The 20,199-nt window shown below is 73.0% G+C and carries 18 protein-coding genes; 8 read left to right on the forward strand and 10 right to left on the reverse strand.

Going from position 1 to position 20,199, the window contains the following annotated elements; genetic code table 11:
- Window positions 1-12 precede the first annotated feature (12 nt).
- Window positions 13-1,116: a ricin-type beta-trefoil lectin domain protein gene (locus ACIP4P_RS08205; protein ID WP_400915943.1), complete on the forward strand. Its 1,104-nt coding sequence runs from the start codon at window positions 13-15 to the stop codon at window positions 1,114-1,116.
- 111 nt (window positions 1,117-1,227) lie between these two features.
- Here ACIP4P_RS08205 and ACIP4P_RS08210 read toward each other — a convergent pair whose 3' ends face one another.
- Window positions 1,228-2,985 carry an ABC transporter ATP-binding protein gene (locus ACIP4P_RS08210; protein WP_400915945.1) on the reverse strand — a complete coding sequence of 586 codons (1,758 nt, stop codon included), beginning with the start codon at window positions 2,983-2,985 and terminating at the stop codon, window positions 1,228-1,230.
- Window positions 2,982-4,763: an ABC transporter transmembrane domain-containing protein gene (locus ACIP4P_RS08215; RefSeq protein WP_400915946.1), complete on the reverse strand. Its 1,782-nt coding sequence runs from the start codon at window positions 4,761-4,763 to the stop codon at window positions 2,982-2,984. The genes ACIP4P_RS08210 and ACIP4P_RS08215 overlap by 4 nt, the downstream gene beginning before the upstream one ends.
- Before the next feature lie 524 nt (window positions 4,764-5,287).
- On the opposite strand from ACIP4P_RS08215, the gene ACIP4P_RS08220 reads away from it, so the two are divergent.
- On the forward strand, window positions 5,288-7,375 hold the full coding sequence (locus ACIP4P_RS08220) for an ArnT family glycosyltransferase (protein ID WP_400915948.1): 2,088 nt from the start codon (window positions 5,288-5,290) through the stop codon (window positions 7,373-7,375).
- Between the two features lie 64 nt (window positions 7,376-7,439).
- Here the strand turns inward: ACIP4P_RS08220 and ACIP4P_RS08225 are convergent, their stop codons facing one another.
- From ACIP4P_RS08225 to ACIP4P_RS08235, 3 genes are all read right to left on the reverse strand, one after another.
- A complete protein-coding gene (locus tag ACIP4P_RS08225; RefSeq protein ID WP_400915950.1) occupies window positions 7,440-7,850 on the reverse strand; it encodes an NUDIX hydrolase in 411 nt (136 codons plus the stop codon).
- 3 nt (window positions 7,851-7,853) lie between these two features.
- Entirely contained in the window at window positions 7,854-8,114 is a 261-nt protein-coding gene (locus ACIP4P_RS08230; protein ID WP_400915952.1) for a ribosomal protein L7/L12, read from the reverse strand.
- Between the two features lie 129 nt (window positions 8,115-8,243).
- A complete protein-coding gene (locus ACIP4P_RS08235; RefSeq protein ID WP_400915954.1) occupies window positions 8,244-8,603 on the reverse strand; it encodes a hypothetical protein in 360 nt (119 codons plus the stop codon).
- Between the two features lie 304 nt (window positions 8,604-8,907).
- On the opposite strand from ACIP4P_RS08235, the gene ACIP4P_RS08240 reads away from it, so the two are divergent.
- Both ACIP4P_RS08240 and ACIP4P_RS08245 read left to right on the forward strand, forming a co-directional pair.
- Window positions 8,908-9,327, forward strand: a complete 420-nt coding sequence (locus tag ACIP4P_RS08240; protein ID WP_400915956.1) for a hypothetical protein — start codon at window positions 8,908-8,910, stop codon at window positions 9,325-9,327.
- Window positions 9,328-9,410: 83 nt separating this feature from the next.
- Window positions 9,411-10,022, forward strand: coding sequence for a class I SAM-dependent methyltransferase (locus ACIP4P_RS08245; RefSeq protein WP_400915958.1), 612 nt, complete (start codon window positions 9,411-9,413; stop codon window positions 10,020-10,022).
- Between the two features lie 10 nt (window positions 10,023-10,032).
- Here the strand turns inward: ACIP4P_RS08245 and ACIP4P_RS08250 are convergent, their stop codons facing one another.
- Both ACIP4P_RS08250 and ACIP4P_RS08255 read right to left on the reverse strand, forming a co-directional pair.
- Window positions 10,033-11,820 carry an FAD-dependent oxidoreductase gene (locus ACIP4P_RS08250; RefSeq protein WP_400915959.1) on the reverse strand — a complete coding sequence of 596 codons (1,788 nt, stop codon included), beginning with the start codon at window positions 11,818-11,820 and terminating at the stop codon, window positions 10,033-10,035.
- 72 nt (window positions 11,821-11,892) lie between these two features.
- Window positions 11,893-12,984, reverse strand: a complete 1,092-nt coding sequence (locus ACIP4P_RS08255; protein WP_400915961.1) for a DUF5937 family protein — start codon at window positions 12,982-12,984, stop codon at window positions 11,893-11,895.
- A gap of 110 nt (window positions 12,985-13,094) precedes the next feature.
- Here ACIP4P_RS08255 and ACIP4P_RS08260 point away from each other — a divergent pair, with 110 nt between their 5' ends.
- Both ACIP4P_RS08260 and ACIP4P_RS08265 read left to right on the forward strand, forming a co-directional pair.
- Window positions 13,095-13,298 carry a hypothetical protein gene (locus ACIP4P_RS08260; RefSeq protein ID WP_350518707.1) on the forward strand — a complete coding sequence of 68 codons (204 nt, stop codon included), beginning with the start codon at window positions 13,095-13,097 and terminating at the stop codon, window positions 13,296-13,298.
- A gap of 279 nt (window positions 13,299-13,577) precedes the next feature.
- Complete coding sequence (locus tag ACIP4P_RS08265; protein WP_400915963.1) at window positions 13,578-14,939, forward strand: lipase family protein; 1,362 nt, start codon at window positions 13,578-13,580, stop codon at window positions 14,937-14,939.
- Between the two features lie 46 nt (window positions 14,940-14,985).
- Here the strand turns inward: ACIP4P_RS08265 and ACIP4P_RS08270 are convergent, their stop codons facing one another.
- The gene (locus tag ACIP4P_RS08270) at window positions 14,986-15,402 is read right to left on the reverse strand and encodes a cupin domain-containing protein (RefSeq protein WP_400915965.1); all 417 of its coding nucleotides are present in this window, start codon (window positions 15,400-15,402) and stop codon (window positions 14,986-14,988) included.
- A gap of 44 nt (window positions 15,403-15,446) precedes the next feature.
- A complete protein-coding gene (locus ACIP4P_RS08275; RefSeq protein WP_400915967.1) occupies window positions 15,447-16,463 on the reverse strand; it encodes a zinc-dependent alcohol dehydrogenase family protein in 1,017 nt (338 codons plus the stop codon).
- A gap of 171 nt (window positions 16,464-16,634) precedes the next feature.
- On the opposite strand from ACIP4P_RS08275, the gene ACIP4P_RS08280 reads away from it, so the two are divergent.
- Both ACIP4P_RS08280 and ACIP4P_RS08285 read left to right on the forward strand, forming a co-directional pair.
- Window positions 16,635-16,937, forward strand: a complete 303-nt coding sequence (locus tag ACIP4P_RS08280; RefSeq protein WP_400915969.1) for an ArsR/SmtB family transcription factor — start codon at window positions 16,635-16,637, stop codon at window positions 16,935-16,937.
- A complete protein-coding gene (locus ACIP4P_RS08285) occupies window positions 16,934-17,326 on the forward strand; it encodes a VOC family protein (protein WP_400915971.1) in 393 nt (130 codons plus the stop codon). The genes ACIP4P_RS08280 and ACIP4P_RS08285 overlap by 4 nt, the downstream gene beginning before the upstream one ends.
- A 35-nt stretch (window positions 17,327-17,361) precedes the next feature.
- On the opposite strand, the gene rph is transcribed toward ACIP4P_RS08285, so the two are convergent.
- Window positions 17,362-20,028, reverse strand: a complete 2,667-nt coding sequence (gene rph / locus ACIP4P_RS08290) for a rifamycin-inactivating phosphotransferase (protein ID WP_400916407.1) — start codon at window positions 20,026-20,028, stop codon at window positions 17,362-17,364.
- Window positions 20,029-20,199 lie beyond the last annotated feature (171 nt).

Below are 20,199 nucleotides of genomic sequence, written 5' to 3' on the forward strand. Positions count from 1 at the left end.
GGGACCACCCGCATGACCAGCACCAGAGCCGGGAAGAGAAGATCGTTGTGGCGGGTGGCGACCGTCGTCGCCGCGCTGCTGGGCGCGGCCCTGGGGGTCGGCGCCGCCCCGGCCACCGCCGCGCCCCCGGCGGAGACGAACCTGACGGCACTGGTCCAGCTGTCGTTCACCAACGTCAGCAACGGCAAGCAACTGGACGTCCTGGACGGCAGTTACGACGACAACGCGGCCATCTCCGTCAGCCCGGCGCCGGGGTCCGCCACGACGTGGCGGATCAACACGGGCATGAGCTTCGGCTCGGGGTTCGCCATCGTCAACAACACCACCGGCAAGTGCATGGACCTGACCACCGCCCGCTACCAGCTGCGGCAGCAGCCCTGTGACGGGCGGGCGTCCGAGCAGTGGTACTTCCAGCCGGTCGCCGGCTCGGCGCAGAAGGCGTTCAGGCTCCGCCAGGTCGGCGACAACACCTGCCTGACCGTCCAGATACCGCCCGGCAACGACAACTGGGCCTACACCTACCGCTGCGACAACACGCCGTACCAGCAGTGGACGCTGCCCGCCGAGGTCTACCAGACGGCGTGGAACGTCGCCGTGGACTACGCGGCCGCCCGGTGCAACAAGGACACGGCGACCTGCGCCTGGTCCACGACCAGTCAGACTCCGCCGTTCACGCTGCCGGAGGCGTGCGTCTCCCCGATCTGGTTCAACGACACCTCGACCACGATCCCGTGGGAGTTCTCGCTGAGCACCACCACGGGGTGGAGCAACACCATCGGCTTCAAGCTGGGCGGGAGCCTGAAGCTCACCGGCGACTTCGGTGTCGCCAAGGTCGAGGCGGAGATCACCGGTGAGATCAACGGCGCGACCACGGTGGACCTCAAGCAGGAGCTGGGCAGCAAGCTGACGGTGAGCGTGCCCCCGCGCCAGTACGGCTGGGTCACGTTGTCCGAGCTGGCCACCAAGGCCACCGGCACCTTCACGTTCGACGCCCAGGGCTTCCCGTGGACCGCCGACGACACCATCACCGTGCCGCTCAAGTACGACACCAACGGCGGCGCCAGCATCTACAGCGCCCGGACCAGGCCCACGTTCACCAACTGCGCCGGGACGTAACGGTATCGACCCCGTACGCGGGAGCTCCGGAGGACCGGCCGTCCACTCGGCCGGTCCTCCGGCGCGGCGGTGGTCACGGGACGGACCCGGTCAGGCCCCGGTGCAGGGGGCTCAGCCTTCCCCGTTCCACGACTCCCACAGCGCCGCGTACGAGCCGCCGGCGGCCACCAGTTCGTCGTGGGTGCCCAGTTCGACGATGCGGCCCGACTCCATGACGGCGACCCGGTCCGCGTCGTGGGCGGTCTGCAGCCGGTGGGCGATGGAGACGACCGTCCGGTCCGAGCGCACGGCGGCCATGGCCCGTTCGGCCTGCCGCGCCGTGGTCGGGTCCAGCAGGGAGGTCGCCTCGTCGAGGATCAGCGTGTGGGGGTCGGCCAGGTGGACCCGGGCGAGGGTGAGTTGCTGGGCCTGGGCGGCGTCGAGTTCGACGCCGCCGGCGCCGAGGGCGGCGTCCAGCCGGTCCGGGAGGTCGAGCGCCCAGTCGGCCTCGACCAGGGCGAGGGCGGCGAGGACCTCGTCGTCGCCGGCCGCCGGGGCGGCCATGGTCAGGTTGTCCCGCAGGGTGCCCACGAACACGTGGTGCTGCTGGGTGATGAGGACGATCCGGTCGCGCAGGTCGCCCGATGCCGCCAGGTCGGCGACCGGCACGCCGCCGACCCGGATGAATCCCGCGTCCGGCGCGTCGACGCCGGCCAGCAGCATGCCGAGGGTGGACTTCCCCGCGCCGGACGGGCCGACGATCGCCAGCCGTTCGCCCGGCCGGACGACCAGGTCGATGTCCTTGAGCACGTCGTGCGAGCCCGGGTAGGCGTACCGGACGCCGCCGACCTCGATCCGGTCGTCGGACGGCCGGCGGTCGAGCACCGGCGGTTCCTCGGACACCAGGCCGACGCCCTTGATCCGGGCGAACGAGGCCCCGCTGCGCTGGAGTTGCTCCACCCAGTTGAGGGCGCGGTCGAGCGGGTCGACCAGCTGCCACATGTACAGGCTGCCGGCCACCACGGTGCCCAGGCCCACCGCGCCGTCGAGGTAGCCGAGGCCGCCGACCAGCAGGATGAGCGCCATGGGCAGCGAGTGGGCGAACTCGGTGACCGGGAACAGCACGGTGCGCAGGAACAGGGTCCGTACGCCGGCCCGGTAGGCGGAGTCGATCGCCCGGTCGACGACGCGGTCCTGGTGGGCGCCGAGCCCGAACGCCTCGACGGTGCGGGCGCCGTGGGCGGTCGCGTTGAGCGCCTCGGTGACCCCGCCGGCGGCGGCGCCCTCGGCGAGGTAGGCCTCCCGGGCCCGGCTCAGGTACCAGCGGCTCACCGCCCAGACGATCGGCAGGCTGACCAGGGCGCACAGTCCGATCAGCGGGTCGAGCAGGAACGCGGCGACGAAGATGAACAGCACCTGGACAGCGGCGATGAAGACGTCCGGGGCCGCGTTGCGCAGGGTGGCGGCCACCGTGCCGACGTCGAGGGAGGACCTGGTCACCAGGTCCCCGGTGCCCACCCGCTCCGCGTACCGTCCGGGCAGTGCCAGCGTGCGGTCGACGACCTCCTCCCGCAGCCGGGCGAGGGCGCGCTCCCCGAACCGGTGCGAGAGGTAGCGGGCGTAGCGGGTCAGCAGCAGTTGGGCGAGGGCGAAGCCGAGCACCGTCGCCGCCAGCCCGTCGACCTGACCGGCCGTCAGCTCGCCGTTCTCGACCCGGGTGACGATCCGGCCGAGCAGCCACGGCCCGGCGACCCCGGCCAGCGCGGCGAGGCAGGTGAGCAGGAGGACCCCGGACATCGCCCGGCCGTCGTCGGCGAGCAGACGCCAACTGGCCCTGCGGACGGTCGCCTTGTCGGCGATCGGGAGTCGGCGGACGTCGTCGTGGCTCATCGGGCCGGTCCTTCCTGGGGCTCCGTGGTGGTATCGGGACGGGTCTCGGCGTCGCCGCGGAGGACCAGGGCCGCGTAGGCGGGTTCGGCGGCGAGCAGTTCGCCGTGGGTTCCCACGGCGCGGACCTTGCCGTCCACGAGGTGGCAGACCTGGTCGGCCCGGCCGAGGACCAGCGGGGAGGTGCTGACCACCAGGGTCGTCCGGTCGGCGCGGAACGCGCCGATCCGGGAGGCGACGGCGGCCTCGGTGAGCGCGTCGAGGGCCGAGGTGGGTTCGACGAGCAGCAGCACCTCGGGGTCGGCGAGCAGGGCCCGGGCCAGCCGCAGCCGCTGGAGCTGGCCGCCGGAGACGTTGCGGCCGCGGTCCTCCAGCGGCGCGTCCAGGCCGCCGGGCAGCAGGTCGACGATGTCCTCGGCCGCCGCGGCGTGCAGCGAGCGCTCGATCTGCGCGGTCGTGCACCCGCCCCGGACGTCCACCGCGGAGGCCAGGGTGCCGCCGAACACGTAGGACTCGTTGTCGGAGACCAGGACGTGCCGGCGCAGCGCGGTCGGCTCCCAGTCGGACACGTCCGTGCCGCCCCAGGTCGCGTAGGAGTCGGTGTAGCCGGCCAGCCGGTCCACCACGGCGCGGGCCTCGTCGGGCCGCGCGCAGACCAGGGCGGTGACCAGCCCGGGCCGCAGCACCAGGCCCGACTCCGGGTCGTGGAGTTCCGCCGCTCCGGCGGGCGGTTCGGTGCGGGTGCGCTCGCGGGACGACTCGGGCCGCAGCGCCAGGATGTCGATGACCCGGCGGGCGGAGACGAGTCCGCGCGGGAGGTCGTCGGCGCCCTCGATGAAGAACGTGACGGGGACCAGCAGGGCCGCCACGTATCCGTAGACGGCGACGAGTTCGCCGACCGTGATGTCGCCGGTCGCCGCCATCCGGGCGCTCAGCCAGATCACCACGGCGAGGAAGACGACGGGCAGGCAGGCGCCCAACGCCTGCACCCAGCTGGCCAGCGAGGCCACCCGGTAGCCGAGCGGCACCAGGTCCCGGGAGCGCTGCCGGTAGCGCGCGGCGAACATCGGCTTGCCGCCGATGCCGTTCAGCACCGGGAGCCCGGCCACCATGTCCCCGGCGAGGGCGGTCAGCGCCCCCTGCTCCTCGCGGTACCGGCCCTCGGCGCCGTGCAGTTTCTCCAGCAGCGGGCCGACGGTGACGGCCAGCAGCGGGACGCCCAGCAGGATCACCGCGGCCAGGAGCACGGAGATCCGCACCAGCAGGACGGCCGTGGCGAGGTACGCGATGGTGGCACCGACACCGGGCCCGGTGATGGTCAGGGTCTGGGCGATCCGGCCGATGTCACCGGCCTGCAGGTGGGTCAGCTCGCCGGCCGACACCTGGCGCGGCAGCGTCGTGCCCAGTCGGTTGACGTGGCGGGTGATGACCTGGACGGTCCGGTAGGCGGCGTCGACCCGGATGAAGGTCATCGTGCGGTGCCGCAGGATGCCGAGGACGGCGATGACCGCCCCGACCGCGAGGACCACCGCCACCCAGCCGACCAGGGATCCGGTGTCGCGCCCGCGCAGCCCGTCGTCGATGGTCCGCGACATGAGGTAGGGCGGCAGCATCAGGGCGCACATCCACAGGGTTCCCCAGGTCGCGCCGAGCAGCACCCGTTTGCGCTGCATCGACACGAGCCACCAGAGGAACCGCAGCGGGCTGCGGTGGTCCGGCGTTCCCGGGTCGGTGTACGGGATCCGGCGCGTACCCGTGGGCAGGTCTGGTCCGTCGGTCATCTCGCTCGTCCTTGGGTAGGTGTGCTGGGGCCCGACGCGCCACGGGGAGCACTCCCGGTCGGAGGGGCCGCGACGTCCGGGACGCGGACGCAAACGCGGACGCGGACCCGGACGCGCTGCGCGCCGGAGCGGCTTCGGAACCCGGCCGGCTCCGGCGGAGACAAGAACGCTCCGCACGACCGGTCGTGCGGAGCGAGATTGTGGCGTGTGCACTACACCAAGATCGGACTCATCCTCTTCGAGCCCCGCGGGCTTGTCAACACCGGGCCGAACCGGTTGCGGGACGGGGAGTCGGGCCTGGAGCCGATCACTGTCGGTCCGTCAGAACACCGCACGCAGGCCCGTCCCCGGCGACCGCCCCGGCCCCTGCCGGGCCGTCCTCGGCCGGAGGCCCGCACCTGTTCGATCCGCGCACGCTCCGCCGAAGGCGGGGTAGGCCGAACCGGTGCGCCCCGGGTATAGACATCGCCAAACCGGGGCGCCTCCCGGCGGGTCTCTCATGGACGCGTCCGAGAGTGCCCACCATGGCCATCAATCTCCTCACCGCGCCCGGGCGGAGCCCGTCCACCCGGCCGCGGCGCCGCCGGGCCCCGTGGACGTCACCCGACGGACAGCCGGGCTACGCACGGCCCGCGCTGCTCGCCATCGCGACCCTCGCCGCCGTGCTGTACACGTGGAACATCGACCACAGCCAGTACCACGCCTTCTACGCCGACGCCGTGCGCAGCATGACGGAGAGCTGGAAGGCCTTCCTCTTCGGGTCGTTCGACCCGGCGGGCACGATCACGCTGGACAAGCTGCCCGGATTCCTGTGGCCGCAGGCGCTGTCGGCGCGCGTCTTCGGCTTCCACCCGTGGGCGCTGACCCTGCCGCAGGTGGTCGAGGGCGTGCTGTCCGTCCTGGTGATGTACCGGGTGGTGCGGCGGTGGGCCGGGGCCGACGCGGGGCTGCTCGCGGCCGCGGCCCTCACCCTGACGCCGGTGGCCGCCGGCCTGTTCCGCACCGCGGTCGAGGACGCCGCCTTCACGCTGCTGCTCCTGCTCGCGGCGGACGCGGCGCAGCGGGCCGCCCACACGGCGCGGCTGCGTCCGCTGCTGCTGGCCGGGGTGTGGGTGGGGCTGGCGTTCCAGACCAAGATGCTGGAGGCGTGGGCGGTGCTGCCCGCGCTCGCGGCGGTGTACCTGCTCGCGGCGCCGGCCCGGCTGCGGCGGCGGGTCGGGCACGTCGCGCTGGCCGGGCTGGTGACGCTGGTGGTGTCGGCCTCGTGGATGCTGGCGGTCACGGTGACCCCGGCGCAGGACCGCCCGTACGTGGACGGCACGACGGACAACTCGGCGTTCAGCATGGTGGTCGGCTACAACTTCCTGAACCGGTTCTCCGCGCTGGGGATGAGCGCGGCGCAGACGGGCAGCGTGCAGGCGGTCCGGGGCGGTGGCGGTGGCGTCGGCGGTGCGTCCACACCGCAGAACGCGGAGCCCGCCCAGGCCGCGCAGGATTCCCAGGGCCCTGGCGGTGGCGGCGGTGGGAAGGACGGGGGCTGGACGAAGATGTTCGGCGCGCAGTTCGCCCCGCAGACCGGCTGGCTCTACCCGCTCGCCGCCGTCGCGCTGGCCTGCGGGCTGGCCTGGCGGCGGCGCGAGCCGCGCACCGACGTGCTGCGGGCCGGGTACGTGCTGTGGGGCGCCTGGCTGGGCGTGTTCTTCCTGGTCTTCAGCGCGGGCAGCGTCGGCGGCCACAGCTACTACATGGGCGTGATCGCCGCTCCGCTCGCGGCCCTGGGCGGCGCGGGAACGGTCCTGCTGTGGCGGGGCTTCCGCGAGGGCGGCGCCCGGGCGTGGGCGCTTCCGGTCGCGATCGCCGGGACGGTCGCCTGGTCGGCCCACCTGGCCCGGGAGTTCCCGGCCTTCCTGCCGTGGCTGGCACCGACCGTGGTCGGCCTGGGTGCGGTGGCGCTGGCGTTGCTGGCGGCGGTCGCGCTCAAGCGCGTCACCGGGCGGGGGTTCGCGCCGGTCGGGCTGCTGGCCGGGGTCGCGGCGATGCTGGTCGCGCCGGCCGCCTGGGCGTCGTCGGTGCTGACCTCGGCGTACGGCGCCTCGGGCATGGGCACCGTCGGCCCCTCCGGGGGCGGGCGGCACACGTCGACGCAGGGCGCCGCCGCCGCGATGACCGCGCCGGGCACCCGGCACGGCGGCGGGTTCGGCACGGGCGGGTTCGGCGGCGGGTTCGGCGCCTCCTCGGAACACCTGACCGCGCCCGCGCGGGCCCTCTACGACTACCTCCAGGCCCACCGGGACGGCGCCCGCTACCTCTTCGCCGCCTCCAGCTGGAGCGCCGCCTCACCGTTCATCCTGGCGACCGGCGACGAGGTGCTCCCGATGGGCGGCTTCAGCGGCTCGGCCCCCTCACCCACCCTGCCCGAGGTCCAACAACTCATCGGCAAGGGCGAGTTGCGCTACGTCCTGCTCGACGCCGACCGCGCCCCCGGCACCGCCGATGCCGCCGAGGTCCACTCCTGGGTGCGCGCCTCCTGCACCCCGGTCCCCGCCACCGACGTACCCGGCCTGCCGCCGTCGACCGGCCGACAGCTCTACCACTGCACCCCCACGGCCTGACCGCCGCCCCGCCCGGTTGCCGCTGTGGGCGGCCACCAGTCGGTGGTCGCCCACAGCCATTCACTCAGTCCTTGAGCGCGACATCCAGGTAGGCCCGCACCGGCTCGAAGATCCCGTACGGGACGTACTCGGGGATCTCCGCAAGTGCCACCCAGGCCAGTGCGTCCACTTCCCGTGGGTCACCGACGGCAGCGGTGCCGCCGACGATCCCGCAGACCGTGTACGACATCCACCGACCGGTCTCCGGGTGGACGCGCTCGCCGAGGACCTTGATCGCGGCCACGTCCAGCCCCGTCTCCTCCGCGGTCTCGCGGACAGCCGCTTCCTCGGGAGACTCGCCGGGCTCGATCTTGCCCGCCGGGAACTGCCACACGAGCCGGCCCTCGCCGACCCGGCGCCGGACCATCAGCACCCGACCCGCTCGGATCACGATCGCGGCAGCGACCCCTGGCGGCCCGTCCGACCGCGGGAGCATCCCTCAGCTGTCCTGTTCAACGGCCTGGGCGACTGCACCGGCGTCGCGAAGAGTGCCGGCAGCTGCCCGAGCCGTGTCTTCGGGTTGGTCGTCGAGAATTGTCGCGGGAAGCTGCCCGATGAGGAGTTTGCCGTGCCACAGACTGAGCCCGGTGAGCCGACGGATCTCCTTGAGCACGTCCATGGTGCGGGCGCCGGGATCGGCCAGCACGACGCTGTACTGCACGCTGTCGCAGACCAGTGCGACATACCCGTCGTCGTCCATGTCCCTCCATCCGCCGACCCGTTGAGAGCCTAGCTCCGTACCGGGTGGGTCCGCCGTCCGGCGGACCCACCCGGTGCCCTACTATCTGGGCTCACTGATCTCGGGCACGCCACAGGTGGCGCCGCACGATTACGGTATGAAGATGTACCAGCCGGGGTAGGCGCCGCCGACGTACTCACAGTCCCAGACGCCCCACTTGCCGGAAGCCGCGACGTAGTTGCCGCAGCCCGTGCTGGAGGTGTACGGGCCGTAGCCGTTGGACAGGCCGGTGATCGCGTACCAGCCGGGGTAGGCGCCGCCGACCTGCTCACAGTCCCAGGCGCCCCACTTGCCGGAAGCCGCGACGTAGTTGCTGCAGTCCGTGCTGGTGGAGAACGCGCCGATCGGTCCGGGGTAGCTGTCGGTCGCGCTGGCGGTCGTAGCGGTGCCGGCCAGCGCGGCCAGGGTCAGTACACCGGTCATGGCGACTGCGGCGAGCATTTTTTTCATGGACAACCTCCTGGCATGAAGGCTCGACGGCGCCGGGACCCGTAGTGCAGCCCGCCCCCGCCGAGGTTCGGCGTCATCGGCAGCAAAAATTACATGGACTCGACAAGATCGTGTGGCGGTAATCAAGAAGAAGGAGGCTGCCTTCCGGACGCGCCCCGCACTGCCGGGTGCTGTTCACCGTCCACGGTCCGCGCGTCGCCCCGGGGATGTACGCGTCGGTACACCGCCGGGCCGATGGCCCGGGGGGAGAGGTGACATCCGTCGGCCGACGCGCCGGATCACGGTCCGCTCCTAGGTTCAGGGCATGACGAATCCGCCGATGCTCGTGGCCGCTTCGGCGTTCCCCCTGCTGCTTCGCCGGGCGGCCACGGTCCTCACCGTGCTCGGGCTGGCGATGATCCCCTGGCTGGTCTTCCTGCACACCGGGCTGCCGGCCACCGATCAGGCCTCGCACTGGGCCTGGACATGGACGGGTCTGGACAGCGCCGAGGCGCTCGGCCTGTTCTCCACCGGACTGCTCCTCAGGCGCGGCGACTGCCGGGCCTGCCTGACCTCCGCCGCGACCTCGGCCGTGCTGCTGGTCGACGCCTGGTTCGACACCATGACGGCCGCCCCGGGCTCGGACCTCACATCGGCGGTGGTGATGGCGGTCCTCGCCGAGTTGCCGCTGGCGGCGGCCTGCGCGGTTCTCGCGACCCGGACCTTCCCTCGGCCGGGCCGCTGAGCGGAAGAGGGATGCACACCAACATAACTGATGGATCGTCAGAAACTGCTCAGATGGCCACATCGGACATTCATGGAGGAATTATGGGGCATTCACGGGCATTGATCGGCGCGGGCGCTGCCGCCGCCGTCGCCACCTGGTGGTTCACCGACTCCGCGCCGTATCCGTACTCCCAGCGCTGGCTGCTCGACCTGCCGCTGCCGTTCCTGACCCTGAAGCGGCTGGACCACGTGCTGCAGGCCCGGGAGGGCGAGAGGATCCTGGAGATAGGCCCCGGAACCGGCCTGCAGTCGCTGCACGTCGCACCGCAGTTGGGCCCGAACGGCCGGCTGGACATCGTGGACATCCAGCAGGAGATGCTCGACCACGTGGGCCGCCGGGCCAAGGGGCAGGGCGTCGGCAACATCGTGCCGAACCGTGCCGACGCACATCAACTCCCTTTCGCGGACAGCTCGTTCGATGCGGCCTACCTGGTGACGGCGCTGGGCGAGATCCCGGATCCGGCGCGTACGCTGGCCGAGCTGCGCCGGTCGCTGAAGCCGTTCGGACGGTTGGTGGTCGGCGAGTTCTTCGACCGGCACCAGATCCGGCCGTCCTCGCTGATCAGCCTGGCGGAGGCAGCCGGGCTGCGGGTCGCCCGGCTGTACGGTCCGCCGTTCGCGTACTACGCGGTGCTGCGCCCGATCGACGCCTGACGCCCCGTCGTCAGCCCAGGTCGAGGGCGTTCGGCAGGCCGCGGCGGTAGCGGGCCTCGTCCTCCTGCTGGAGGGCGGCCAGCTCCGGCGGCCGGTACAGCGGCCACACGGTGCAGCGCGGGGCCGGTGAGCCGTCGTCGTCGAGCAGGGCGTTGACGGCGCGGCGGGCGGACTCGTTGGCGCCCTCCATGGTGGCCAGGTCGATGTCGGTGGCGACGTAGTCGCCGGCCAGGAAGAGGTTGGGCACGGCGGTCGCGGCGGGCGGGCGGTCGTAGAGCGTGCCCGCCGGGTGGACCAGCAGCTGTTCGCGGTTGGCCGGGGCCGGGCCGCCGAGGCCGGTGACGGCCGGGTCGATGAACCAGGTGACCAGGTCCGCGTCGTCCAGCACGCGTCGGCCGCCGCTGTTCAGCGAGTCCTTGAGCTGGGCCCAGGTCTCGCGCACCACCTCCTCGCGGGTGCACTTGAGCGCGGGCCTGCCGTAGACGATCCCCGGGATGTTCCACTCCGAGACGATCGCCGAGAGACACTCGGCCACCTGCCCGTCGCCGTAGTCCCGGCGGAAGTCCCGGCCGGGCCAGAACTGGGCCTGGCCGATGCAGGTGACGGACCAGGGCGAGTCGACCAGGTCGACGTGGCCGTGCACGATCGGGGTGCGGCGGCGCAGGTAGAACTGCACGCCGACCATCCAGTCGGTGCGCAGCCGGTCGCAGCGCGCGAGTCGGGGGTCGGCGGCGCGCAGGGCGGGGCCCCAGGTGGCACGGGCGTGTTCGACCGGCATCGCGCTGATGTAGTGGTCGGCGACGACGGGAGCGGCCGCGTCGCGCAGCCGCACGCCGGTGATCCGGCCGCCCTCGTACGTCAACTCCTCCACCTCGGAGCCGAGTTCGAACCGAACGCCGAGGGCGCGCAGCCGGGTCTCCCAGGGGCCGATCCAGGCCTCGCTGGTCGGGGCGTTGAGCACCCGGTCCGGCTCCCCGTCGCAGCCCTGGCCCAGGACGTTGTAGACGAACGCCTGGAGGATCCGGGCGACGGTGCGGGTGCTGGCCTCCTCGGCCTTGGTGGCGACGAGGTTGCGGGTGAGGCCGACGCCGAGCAGCCGCTGGTAGTCGTACGACATCTCGTCGGCCCGGATGAACCGCCACCACGGGACCCGCTCCCACTGCTCGTCACGGCGCCGTTCGCAGCTGGTGAAGTGGACCAGCAGCCGGTTGGCGAAGTACGCCACCTCGGTGGCCGGCAGGTGCAGGGCGGTGTCCAGCAGGCCCGTCAGCGTCTGCAGCAGCGCGTCGGGCAGCAGCTCCTGGAGGAGCGGGGGAGTGGTCACGGTACGGAACGGCAGCCGCAGCGCCGGCCGTCCAGCGGCGCGGGGGAAGAGCTCCTCGGTGCCGCTGACCAGGTTGTCGTGGACGGTGCGGCCCGCCGCCCCGGCCGGCAGCGGGATCCGGCGCAGGGTGTCGGGCAGGTTGCGGTAGAAGCCGGGGAAGAAGCGGAAGCCGTGCTCGCCGGGCAGCGGCCGCCGGCCGCCCCGGGCGGTGTCGGGCACGTCCATGCTGCGGGCCTTGCCCCCCAGCACGTCGTTGCGCTCGTAGACCGTCACCAGGTAGCCGCGCTCGGCCAGTTCCTGCGCCGCGCTCAACCCGGAGACCCCGCCACCCAGCACGGCGACCCGCCGCCCCGGTTGCCCGTCGGGCCGTTCCGCGGCCCGGGCCGGGCCGGCGGAGGTCAGCGCCAGGCCGGTGGCGGCCCCGGCCGCCGTGGTGAGCAGGGCGCGCCGGCTGTGGGCGGCCGTTGTGATCATTCGCATGATCCGTTAACGAGCCCGCCTAGGCGCCGGGTACGGCCGGCCCCGGCCGTACCCGCCGCCGGACCGTCAGCGCAGGACGGACTCCAGGAAGTCGCTGCCGATCCGGGCCACCACGGAGATGTCGAGCTGGTGGAGGACGTAGCGCCCCCGGCGCCGGGTGACCAGCAGCCCGGCCTTGCGCAGGACGGAGAGGTGGCGGGAGACCTCGGGGGCGGTGAGGCCGTACGCGTCGGCCAGCTCGTTCGTCGAGTACGCGGCGCGCGCCAGGTTGCGGCACAGGTTCATCCGCATCGGGTGGGTCAGCGCGTCCAGGCGCAGCTTGACCGTCTCCACGGGCTCGGCGCCGCCGATCTCGTGGGCCGCGGCCGGGTACTGGATCACGGGCTGCCAGCCCGGCCCGTACAGGGTGAACAGGTGCGGCCAGCCGAAGACGCTGGGGATCAGGGTGACGGCGCGGCCGCGGGCGTCGGTGCGGCCGTGCACCAGCTTGTCGACGACGATGCGGCTGCCGTGCTCGTCCTCCTCCAGGCTCAGCGCCGGTGACGCCGCCGTGAGCGCCGCGGCCAGGCCCTGGCGGCGCAGCAGGTCGTTCTTCTGCTGGGCGTCGGCGGTGAGCTGGACGTGGACCCGGCGCCAGGTGTCGGCGAAGAACGCCCGGTCGCAGTCCTCCAGGAGCCGGCGGATCCACGCCCGGGTGCCGGTGGGGTCGGCGAGCATCCGTTCGACGAACGCGGCCTGGTGCGGGCCGCGGGCCGCCGCCAGGTCGAGCGCCCGGCGCCGGGCCCAGGGGTCGACCAGGGGGGACGGCAGTCCCTTGGGGTAGTGCCGGGAGCTGCAGGAGATCTCCAGGGCGGTGGCGACGAAGCCCTCGTCGTCCATCCGGTCGAGGTCGTCCAGCTCCTCGGCGAGGGTGGGCCGGGGGCTCGCGGGCATCAGGAAGTCGGCGCGCGTCGACCGCCACATGAAGTCGGCCTCCAGCATCCGGCCGGCCAGTTCCGGTTCGAGGGAGCCGTTGGTCGCCGTCGTCCAGGCGTGCAGCCGGGGGTGGTGGGCCGGCTCGGCGAGCGCGTGCAGCGCGTTGCCGAGCTCGGCCAGCGGCGAGGGGCCGAAGGTGATCCGCTCGTGGGGCAGTCCGGTGATGTCGATCGTCACGCTCACCCCTCCATGGTGCCGGGTGGGGTGACCAGGGCATTTACCGGGGGGTCGTCATTTGACGGGGGTTGTCAATCGACGGGACCGGCGGGACGGCCGTGGTGCACGGTGGGCGCATGAACGCACTGCAGCAGCACCTCGTGGACAGCTACCGCGCCGCCCAGCAGGGCGAGGCGGCCCCGCCCGTCCCCGGCACCCACGACCTCGCGGTGCTCCGGGCCGCCCGTGAGCACCGCCGCTTCGAGGCGGTCGTCGCCGGCCGCCCGGTCCCCGGCCGCCTGCGCTTCGCCTTCCGCCGCTGGCTGGGCGTCCAGGGCTGACGGGCGGCCGCGCGGAGGGGCCGCCCCGGGGAAGGGGCCACTCCGTGGACGGGGGGCGCGCCGGCGTGGAAGGGGGCGCACCGGTGCGGACGGGGGCGCCTTGTGATCCGTCACAAACCGCCGCGGGAATTTCTGTGGTCGCACCCGGGGACAGCGCGCCCGGCCCTCGCCATGATGTTCTCCGGGACGATTCCTACCGGCTGGTAACACGAACCCGGTGGTAGACGTCTCCCGACGGTCCGGACGGACCGTCAGGAATCCCAGCCACCCGGGGGAGTCATGCGCAAGCGCACGTCCAGGCTGCTCGCCGCCGCCGTCACCACCGCCCTGACCGCCACCGTCACGGCCGTCGCGGTCGGCCCGGCCTCGGCGGCGGAGCGTTCCACCGCCGCGCGCTCGGCTGCCGCCGCCCCGAGCGACCCCTTCTACGCCTACGACGGCAGCACCCCGCTGGCCTCGCTCGCGCCGGGCACCGTGCTCAGGACGCGCACCCTGCCGTACCACGTCCTGGGGCTGCCCACCCCGGTCACGGCGGTCCAGCTGCTCTACCGCACCACCGACGCCCAGGGGCGCGCGGTCGCCAATGTCACCACCGTGCTCCGCAGCCTGACCGGGGACGGCAGCAAGGCCGTCTCCTACCAGTCCTTCTACGACTCGCTCAACCCGGAGGACGGCCCCTCCCGGGCGGTGGCCGGGAACCTCAGCATCGGCGGGCTGATCCCGAACGTCGAGGCGATCTTCGTGGTGCCGCTGCTCGCCCAGGGTTACAGCGTGGTGATCCCGGACACCGAGGGCCAGAGCGCCGACTTCGGGGCCGGGCCGGAGTACGGGACCAGCACCCTGGACTCGATCCGCGCCGCCACCGGATCCCAGGCGACCGGTCTGACCGCGGACACCCGCGTCGGGCTGCTCGGGTACTCCGGCGGCGCCATCGCCACCAACTGGGCGGCCGCGCTCGCGCCGAGCTACGCGCCCGACGTGAACGCCAGACTGGTCGGCTACGCCGAGGGCGGGCTGATGGTGGACCCGGCGCACAACGTCAAGTACATGAACGGCTCGCTGGTCTGGAGCGGGATCATCCCGATGGCACTGACCGGGGTCGCGCGCTCGTACGACATCGACCTCACGCCCTACCTGAACGACTACGGCCGGTCGGTCTACCGTCAGCTGGAGCACGCCTCGCTCGTCGACGGCCTCGGCCACTACCCGGGGCTGACCTGGCAGGCGATCGTCAAGCCCCAGTACGCCGACCCGAACTCGGTGGAGCCCTACGTCACGGCCGCCAACCGGATCAACCTCGGCTCGGCGCCGACCCCGACCGCGCCCGGCTACATCGCCCAGGGCAACGGCGGCGTCCTGGAGGGCACCTTCGGCAACCCGGCCGGCATCGGCACGGGCGACGGCGTGATGGTCGCCGGGGACGTACGGGCGCTCGCCCGCCAGTACTGCGCGACCGGCACCGGAGCGGTCTCGTACCAGCAGTACGACGCGCTGAGCCACTTCGGCGTCCCCGTCGTCTGGGCCCCGCAGGCCCTCGGCTGGCTGAACGACCGCTTCGCCGGCCGCCCCGCGCCCTCCGACTGCGGCCACATCCCGGCCGGCAACTCCCTCGCCCCGGAGCAGCCCGCACCGAGCCGCTGACCCTCCGGACCCGAGCCGCTGCCGCTGCCCCCGGCTGCCGGACCGGTCACTGCCAGTCGGCGGCGGGTGCGGTGGTGTACTCCTCGTCGGTGACGGGGGTCAGCCAGTGGACGACGTCGTGGTCGGCGTCGCCCTCGTTGATGGCCAGGTGGACCATCAGGCGGTTCGGCGCGGCGCCGTGCCAGTGCTCCTCGTCGGCTTCGAACAGGACGCGGTCGCCGGGGCGGATGACCTCGACGGGGCCGCCTCGGCGCTGGCACAGGCCGACGCCTTCGGTGACGAAGACGGTCTGGCCGAGCGGGTGGCGGTGCCAGTGGGTGCGGGCGCCGGGCATGAAGTGCACCAGGTTGGCGGTGACCCGGGAGGGCGCGAGGGCGGCGGCGACGGCGTCGAGGTAGACGTCGCCGGTGAACCAGTCGGCCGGGCCCTTGCGGGTGTCGATCGAGCTGCGGGTGATCTGCACGGGGTGTCCGTCCTCGGGGTGGGTGCGGGGTCGATGGGGTCAGGTCAGGGCTTGAGCAGGGCCTTGATCGCGCGGCGCTCGTCCATAGCGCGGTAGCCGTCGGCGACCCGCTCCAGGGGCAGGGTGAGGTCGAAGACCTTGCCGGGGTCGATCCGGCCGGTCAGCACGCGGTCGATCAGGTCGGGCAGGTAGCGGCGGACGGGGGCGGGCCCGCCGCGCAGGCCGACGTGGGAGTGGAACAGCTCCTGGCCGTCGATCGCGACCTCGTGGGGCACGCCGACGAAGCCCACGCTGCCGCCGGGCCGGGCCGAGTGCAGGGCCTGCCGCATGGACTGGGCGGTGCCGACGCACTCCAGCACGCTGTCGGCGCCGATGCCGCCGGTCAGCTCCTTGATCCGGGCGACGCCCTCCTCGCCGCGCTCGCCGACGATGTCGGTGGCGCCGAATTCGAGGGCGAGCTTCTGCCGGCTCTCGTGGCGCGACATGGCGATGATCCGCTCCGCGCCCTGTTCCTTCGCGGCGATCACCGCGCACAGGCCGACCGCGCCGTCGCCGACGACCACGGCGGTGGAGCCGGGGCGGACCTGGGCCGCGTCGGCGGCGTACCAGCCGGTGCCCAGCACGTCGGAGACGGTCAGCAGGCCCGGCCAGAACTCCTCGTCCGGCACGCCGTCGGTGGCGACCAGGGTGCCGGCGGCGTTCGGGATCCGTACGTACTCGGCCTGGCAGGTGGACATGAACTCGCGCTCCAGGCAGTTCGACTGCCAGCCGTTGCGGCAGTTGGCGCAGGTGTTGTCCGAGGTCGCGAACGAGCCGACGACGAACTGGCCGGGCCGCAGGCCGGTGACCGCGGAACCGACCTCCTCGACGAAGCCGACGTACTCGTGGCCCATCGGGTGGGCCGCGTCGGTCGCGTCCAGGCCGCGCCAGGGCCACAGGTCGGAGCCGCAGACGCAGGTGACCGCCGTGCGGATGATCGCATCGGTGGGAGCGAGGACCCTCGGGTCGTCCAGGGTCTCGAAGCGCACATCGCCAGGGGCGTGGATCACTGCTCCGCGCATGGGAACGTCCTCACGTCAGATGGTGGAGGGGAAGGGCCCGGACCGGTGCGCCCCGGGTCCTGTCTCCAGGTAACCGCGCCTTCCGGACGGCAGCGAGTCACCGAGCCGGCCGACACCACGCCGAGCCGTGCGGACTTGATAGGCAAGTCATGACTTGCCTATCCTGAAGTCGTGGCCGACGACCTCTTCAAAGCCCTGGCGGACCCCACCCGCCGCACCATCCTCGACGAGCTCGCGCAGAAGTCCGGGCAGACGCTGTTCGAGATCTGCTCGCGGCTGACCATGAAGCATCAGCTCGACCTCTCCCGCCAGGGGGTCTCGCAGCACCTCGCCGTGCTGGAGGCCGCCGGACTCGTCGAGACCCGACGGGAGGGCCGCTACAAGTTCCACGACCTGAACACGGCCCCGCTGCGGCGGATAGTCGACCGCTGGCCCGTGCCCGACCCCTCCAGCACCCAGGAGCAGAGCCCGTGAAGATCCACCTGACCAGCGTCTTCGTCGACGACCAGGCCAAGGCCGAGCACTTCTACACGGAGGTCCTCGGTTTCGTGAAGAAGCACGACGTCCCGCTCGGCGGCGGCGCCCGCTGGCTCACCGTCGTCTCCCCCGAGAACCCCGAGGGCCCCGAACTCCTCCTGGAACCCGCCGGCCATCCGGCCGCCAGGGCCTACCGCGACGCACTCGTCGAGGACGGCATCCCGCTCGCCCAGTTCGCCGTCGCGGACGTACGGGCGGAGCACGAGCGGCTGGGCGGCCTCGGCGTCCACTTCACCCAGGAGCCCCTGGAGCTGGGCCCCGTCACCACCGCGGTCTTCGACGACACCTGCGGCAACCTGATCCAGATCGCCACGCAGCCCCGGTAGGGGGGCCGCCTCGGGCCGGGCCGGGTTGGGCCGGATCAGGAGAGGAGCTCGACGTACCCGTCGGTTCCGTGCACGCGGATCCGCTGCCCGTCCCGGATCAGCCGGGTCGCCTGCTCCACCCCCACCACGGTCGGCAGACCGTACTCCCGGGCGATCACCGCGCCGTGGGTCATCTGACCGCCCACCTCCGTCACCAGGCCCGCGATGCCGACGAACAGCGGCGACCAGCTGGGGTCGGTGAAGGGCGCGACCAGGATGTCGCCCGGTGCGAGATCGGCGTCCGCCAGGTCCCGGACGACCCGGGCCCTGCCCTCCACGGTTCCGGCCGAGACCGGAACGCCGACCAGGGCGCCCGCCGGTACGTCGTCGCGCCGGTACGCCCCGCTGAGGGCCTCACCGTCCGAGGTGAGCACCCGGGGCGGGGTGAGCGCGTGGTACGACCGGAACGCCTCCGCGCGCTCCCGGACGAGCCGCTCGTCCACCCGGTGGGTGCGCACCGCCTCCTGGAGCTCCTGGAAGGTGAGGTAGAAGACGTCCTCCCGCTCCCGGAGCACCCCGCTCCGCACCAGGCGGTCGGCCTCCGCCAGTAGGGCCCGCTTGTAGACGGCGTAGCGGCTGATGATGGCGTACTTCGGGTACTCCCGGTACCCGATGAAGGTCCGGACCCGGTCGATCATCCGCTTGGTCTCGTCGGCCTTCCGGTCCCCGTCCGGCAGCGCCCGCAGGCGCGCCAGCACGTCCCGCTCCTCGTCCCGCGCCCTGCGCAGCCCGTCCTCGAACCGCCGCGCGGCGGCGCCCGGTTCGAAGTTCCTGACGTTGTCGAGGAGCGCGGGCAGCAGGGTGGCGGGGTGCTCGTGCCACCGCGTCCGCGTGATGTCGATCTCGCCGACGCAGCGCATGCCGAACCGGTCGAGGTAGCCCTCGACGGCCTCCCGCACCTCGCTCCCGCCCGCGAGCCCGTCCAGCCCCGCCAGGAAGTCGCCGTCAGGGAAGGCGGCGTCCGGGAGGTTGCCGTCCGGGAGGTCGGCGTCCGGGAGGTTGCCGTCCCCGACCTCCCGCAGGAACGCCACCACCTCCGGCTTCGGGCGGATCACGTCGGCGACGTCGAGCAGCGCCAGGCCCATCTGCGAGGTGATGTTGCCGGGGGCGGACAGCGTGAGCGTGTCGGCCGCGTTCTTCTCGCCCAGCCACTCCAGCAGGTGATCGTTGAGCCACCAGGTGGCCTCCATCCCCGCCATGATCGCCTTGAAGCTCAGCGGGTCGCGGAGGAACCGCTTGTGCTCCTCGAAGGCCTCCAGCAGGAAGTCGAACAGCTCCGGACCGGACTTCGTCCGGATGTCGCGCTCCAGGGCGGCGATGGACTCCCGGCTGCGTTCGACCAGCCCGATGACGAGCTCCGGGTCGGTCTCGATCGGGTCGGACGGGGTGGCGGCCGGCGCCGCCGGAGACGCCCCGGTACCCGGGTCAGGGGCCGCCGGAACGAACCCCTCCCGGCCGAGGACGGTCTCCAGGGCGTCCTTGATCAGCGGATCGCCCCGCTCCATGACCTCCAGCAGGGCGGTGCGCCCCGCGGGCGAGGCCAGCCGCCGGGTGACGTCGACGAACAGCCTCCCGCCGGCCTCGTGCATCGGCACCATGGCCGTCAGCCGCCACATCGAGAGCCCCAGGGGCTTCATGGGGTCGGTCATCATCTGGCCGTGGCCGACGGAGACGTAGACGTGGTTGTCCCGGTCGTCGGCCTCGGGAATCGGGAACAGCGTCGTGATCGGCCGGCTCTGGACGACCTGGAAGTCACCGTCCACCAGGCACCATTCGATGTCCTGCGGGCGCCCGAAGTGCCCCTCGATCCGGCGCCCAAGCCGGACCAGCCGCACCACCTCCGCCTCCGTCACTGCCGGCTGCCCCTGCCGCTGCGGGTCGATCGCCACCTCGTGCGTCCCGCCCGCCGGAAGCGCCAGCACGGCCCGCTGCTTGGCGGCGATCGTGCTGGTGACGACCTCGCCGTCCCGCACCGTGAAGACGTCCGGGTTCACCAGGCCGGAGACCAGGGCCTCGCCGAGGCCGAACCCGGCGTCCACGACGGCGTTCTTCCGGTCGCCCGTGACCGGGTCGGCCGTGAACAGCACACCGGACGCCTGCGGGAACACCATCCGCTGCACCACCACGGCCATCTGGACCGCACGGTGGTCGATCCCGTTGCGCCGCCGGTACGTCACGGCCCGCTCGGTGAACAGCGACGCCCAGCACCGGCTGACGTGCCGCAGGACGGCCTCCGGCCCCACGACGTTCAGATAGCTGTCCTGCTGCCCGGCGAACGAGGCCGTCGGCAGGTCCTCCGCCGTCGCGCTGGACCGGACGGCGACGGCCACCCGCTCACCGAACCCGGCGAGCGCCCCGGTGATCGCCGCCGCGAGCTCGGACGGGACGACGGTCTCCTCGACGGTCCGCCGGATCCGCGCGCTGAGCGTGCGGACCGCCTCCCGGTCGTCCGGGTCCGAACCCGCCAACTCGTCGAGCAAGCCGTCGAGCGACGGTACTTCGGCGACGACCCGCCGGAAGGCGTCCGTCGTCACGCAGAAACCGGCCGGAACCCGGACACCCTCGATCCGCGACAGCGCACCCAGGTGCGCGCCCTTGCCCCCGACCACCGCGACCTGCGACTCGTCCACCTCGTGGAATCCCAGCACGTACCGCCCGGTCATCGCGACACCTCCAGCACGCTCCTCGAACACGGCGTCAACCCTCTCCACCTTCACCATCCCCCGGACCGCCCCGGCCGGACGTCCCGCCCCGCCGGGCCACCCGTCCTGCCCGCATTTCCGCAGGTAGCGGGGCATCGGCCGACCATTCTGCGCCGTGAACCGGGCCTTGCC

Origin of the sequence: Kitasatospora sp. NPDC089509, from assembly GCF_044749365.1 — a bacterium.
In the GTDB taxonomy this organism is placed as follows: Bacteria; Actinomycetota; Actinomycetes; order Streptomycetales; family Streptomycetaceae; genus Kitasatospora.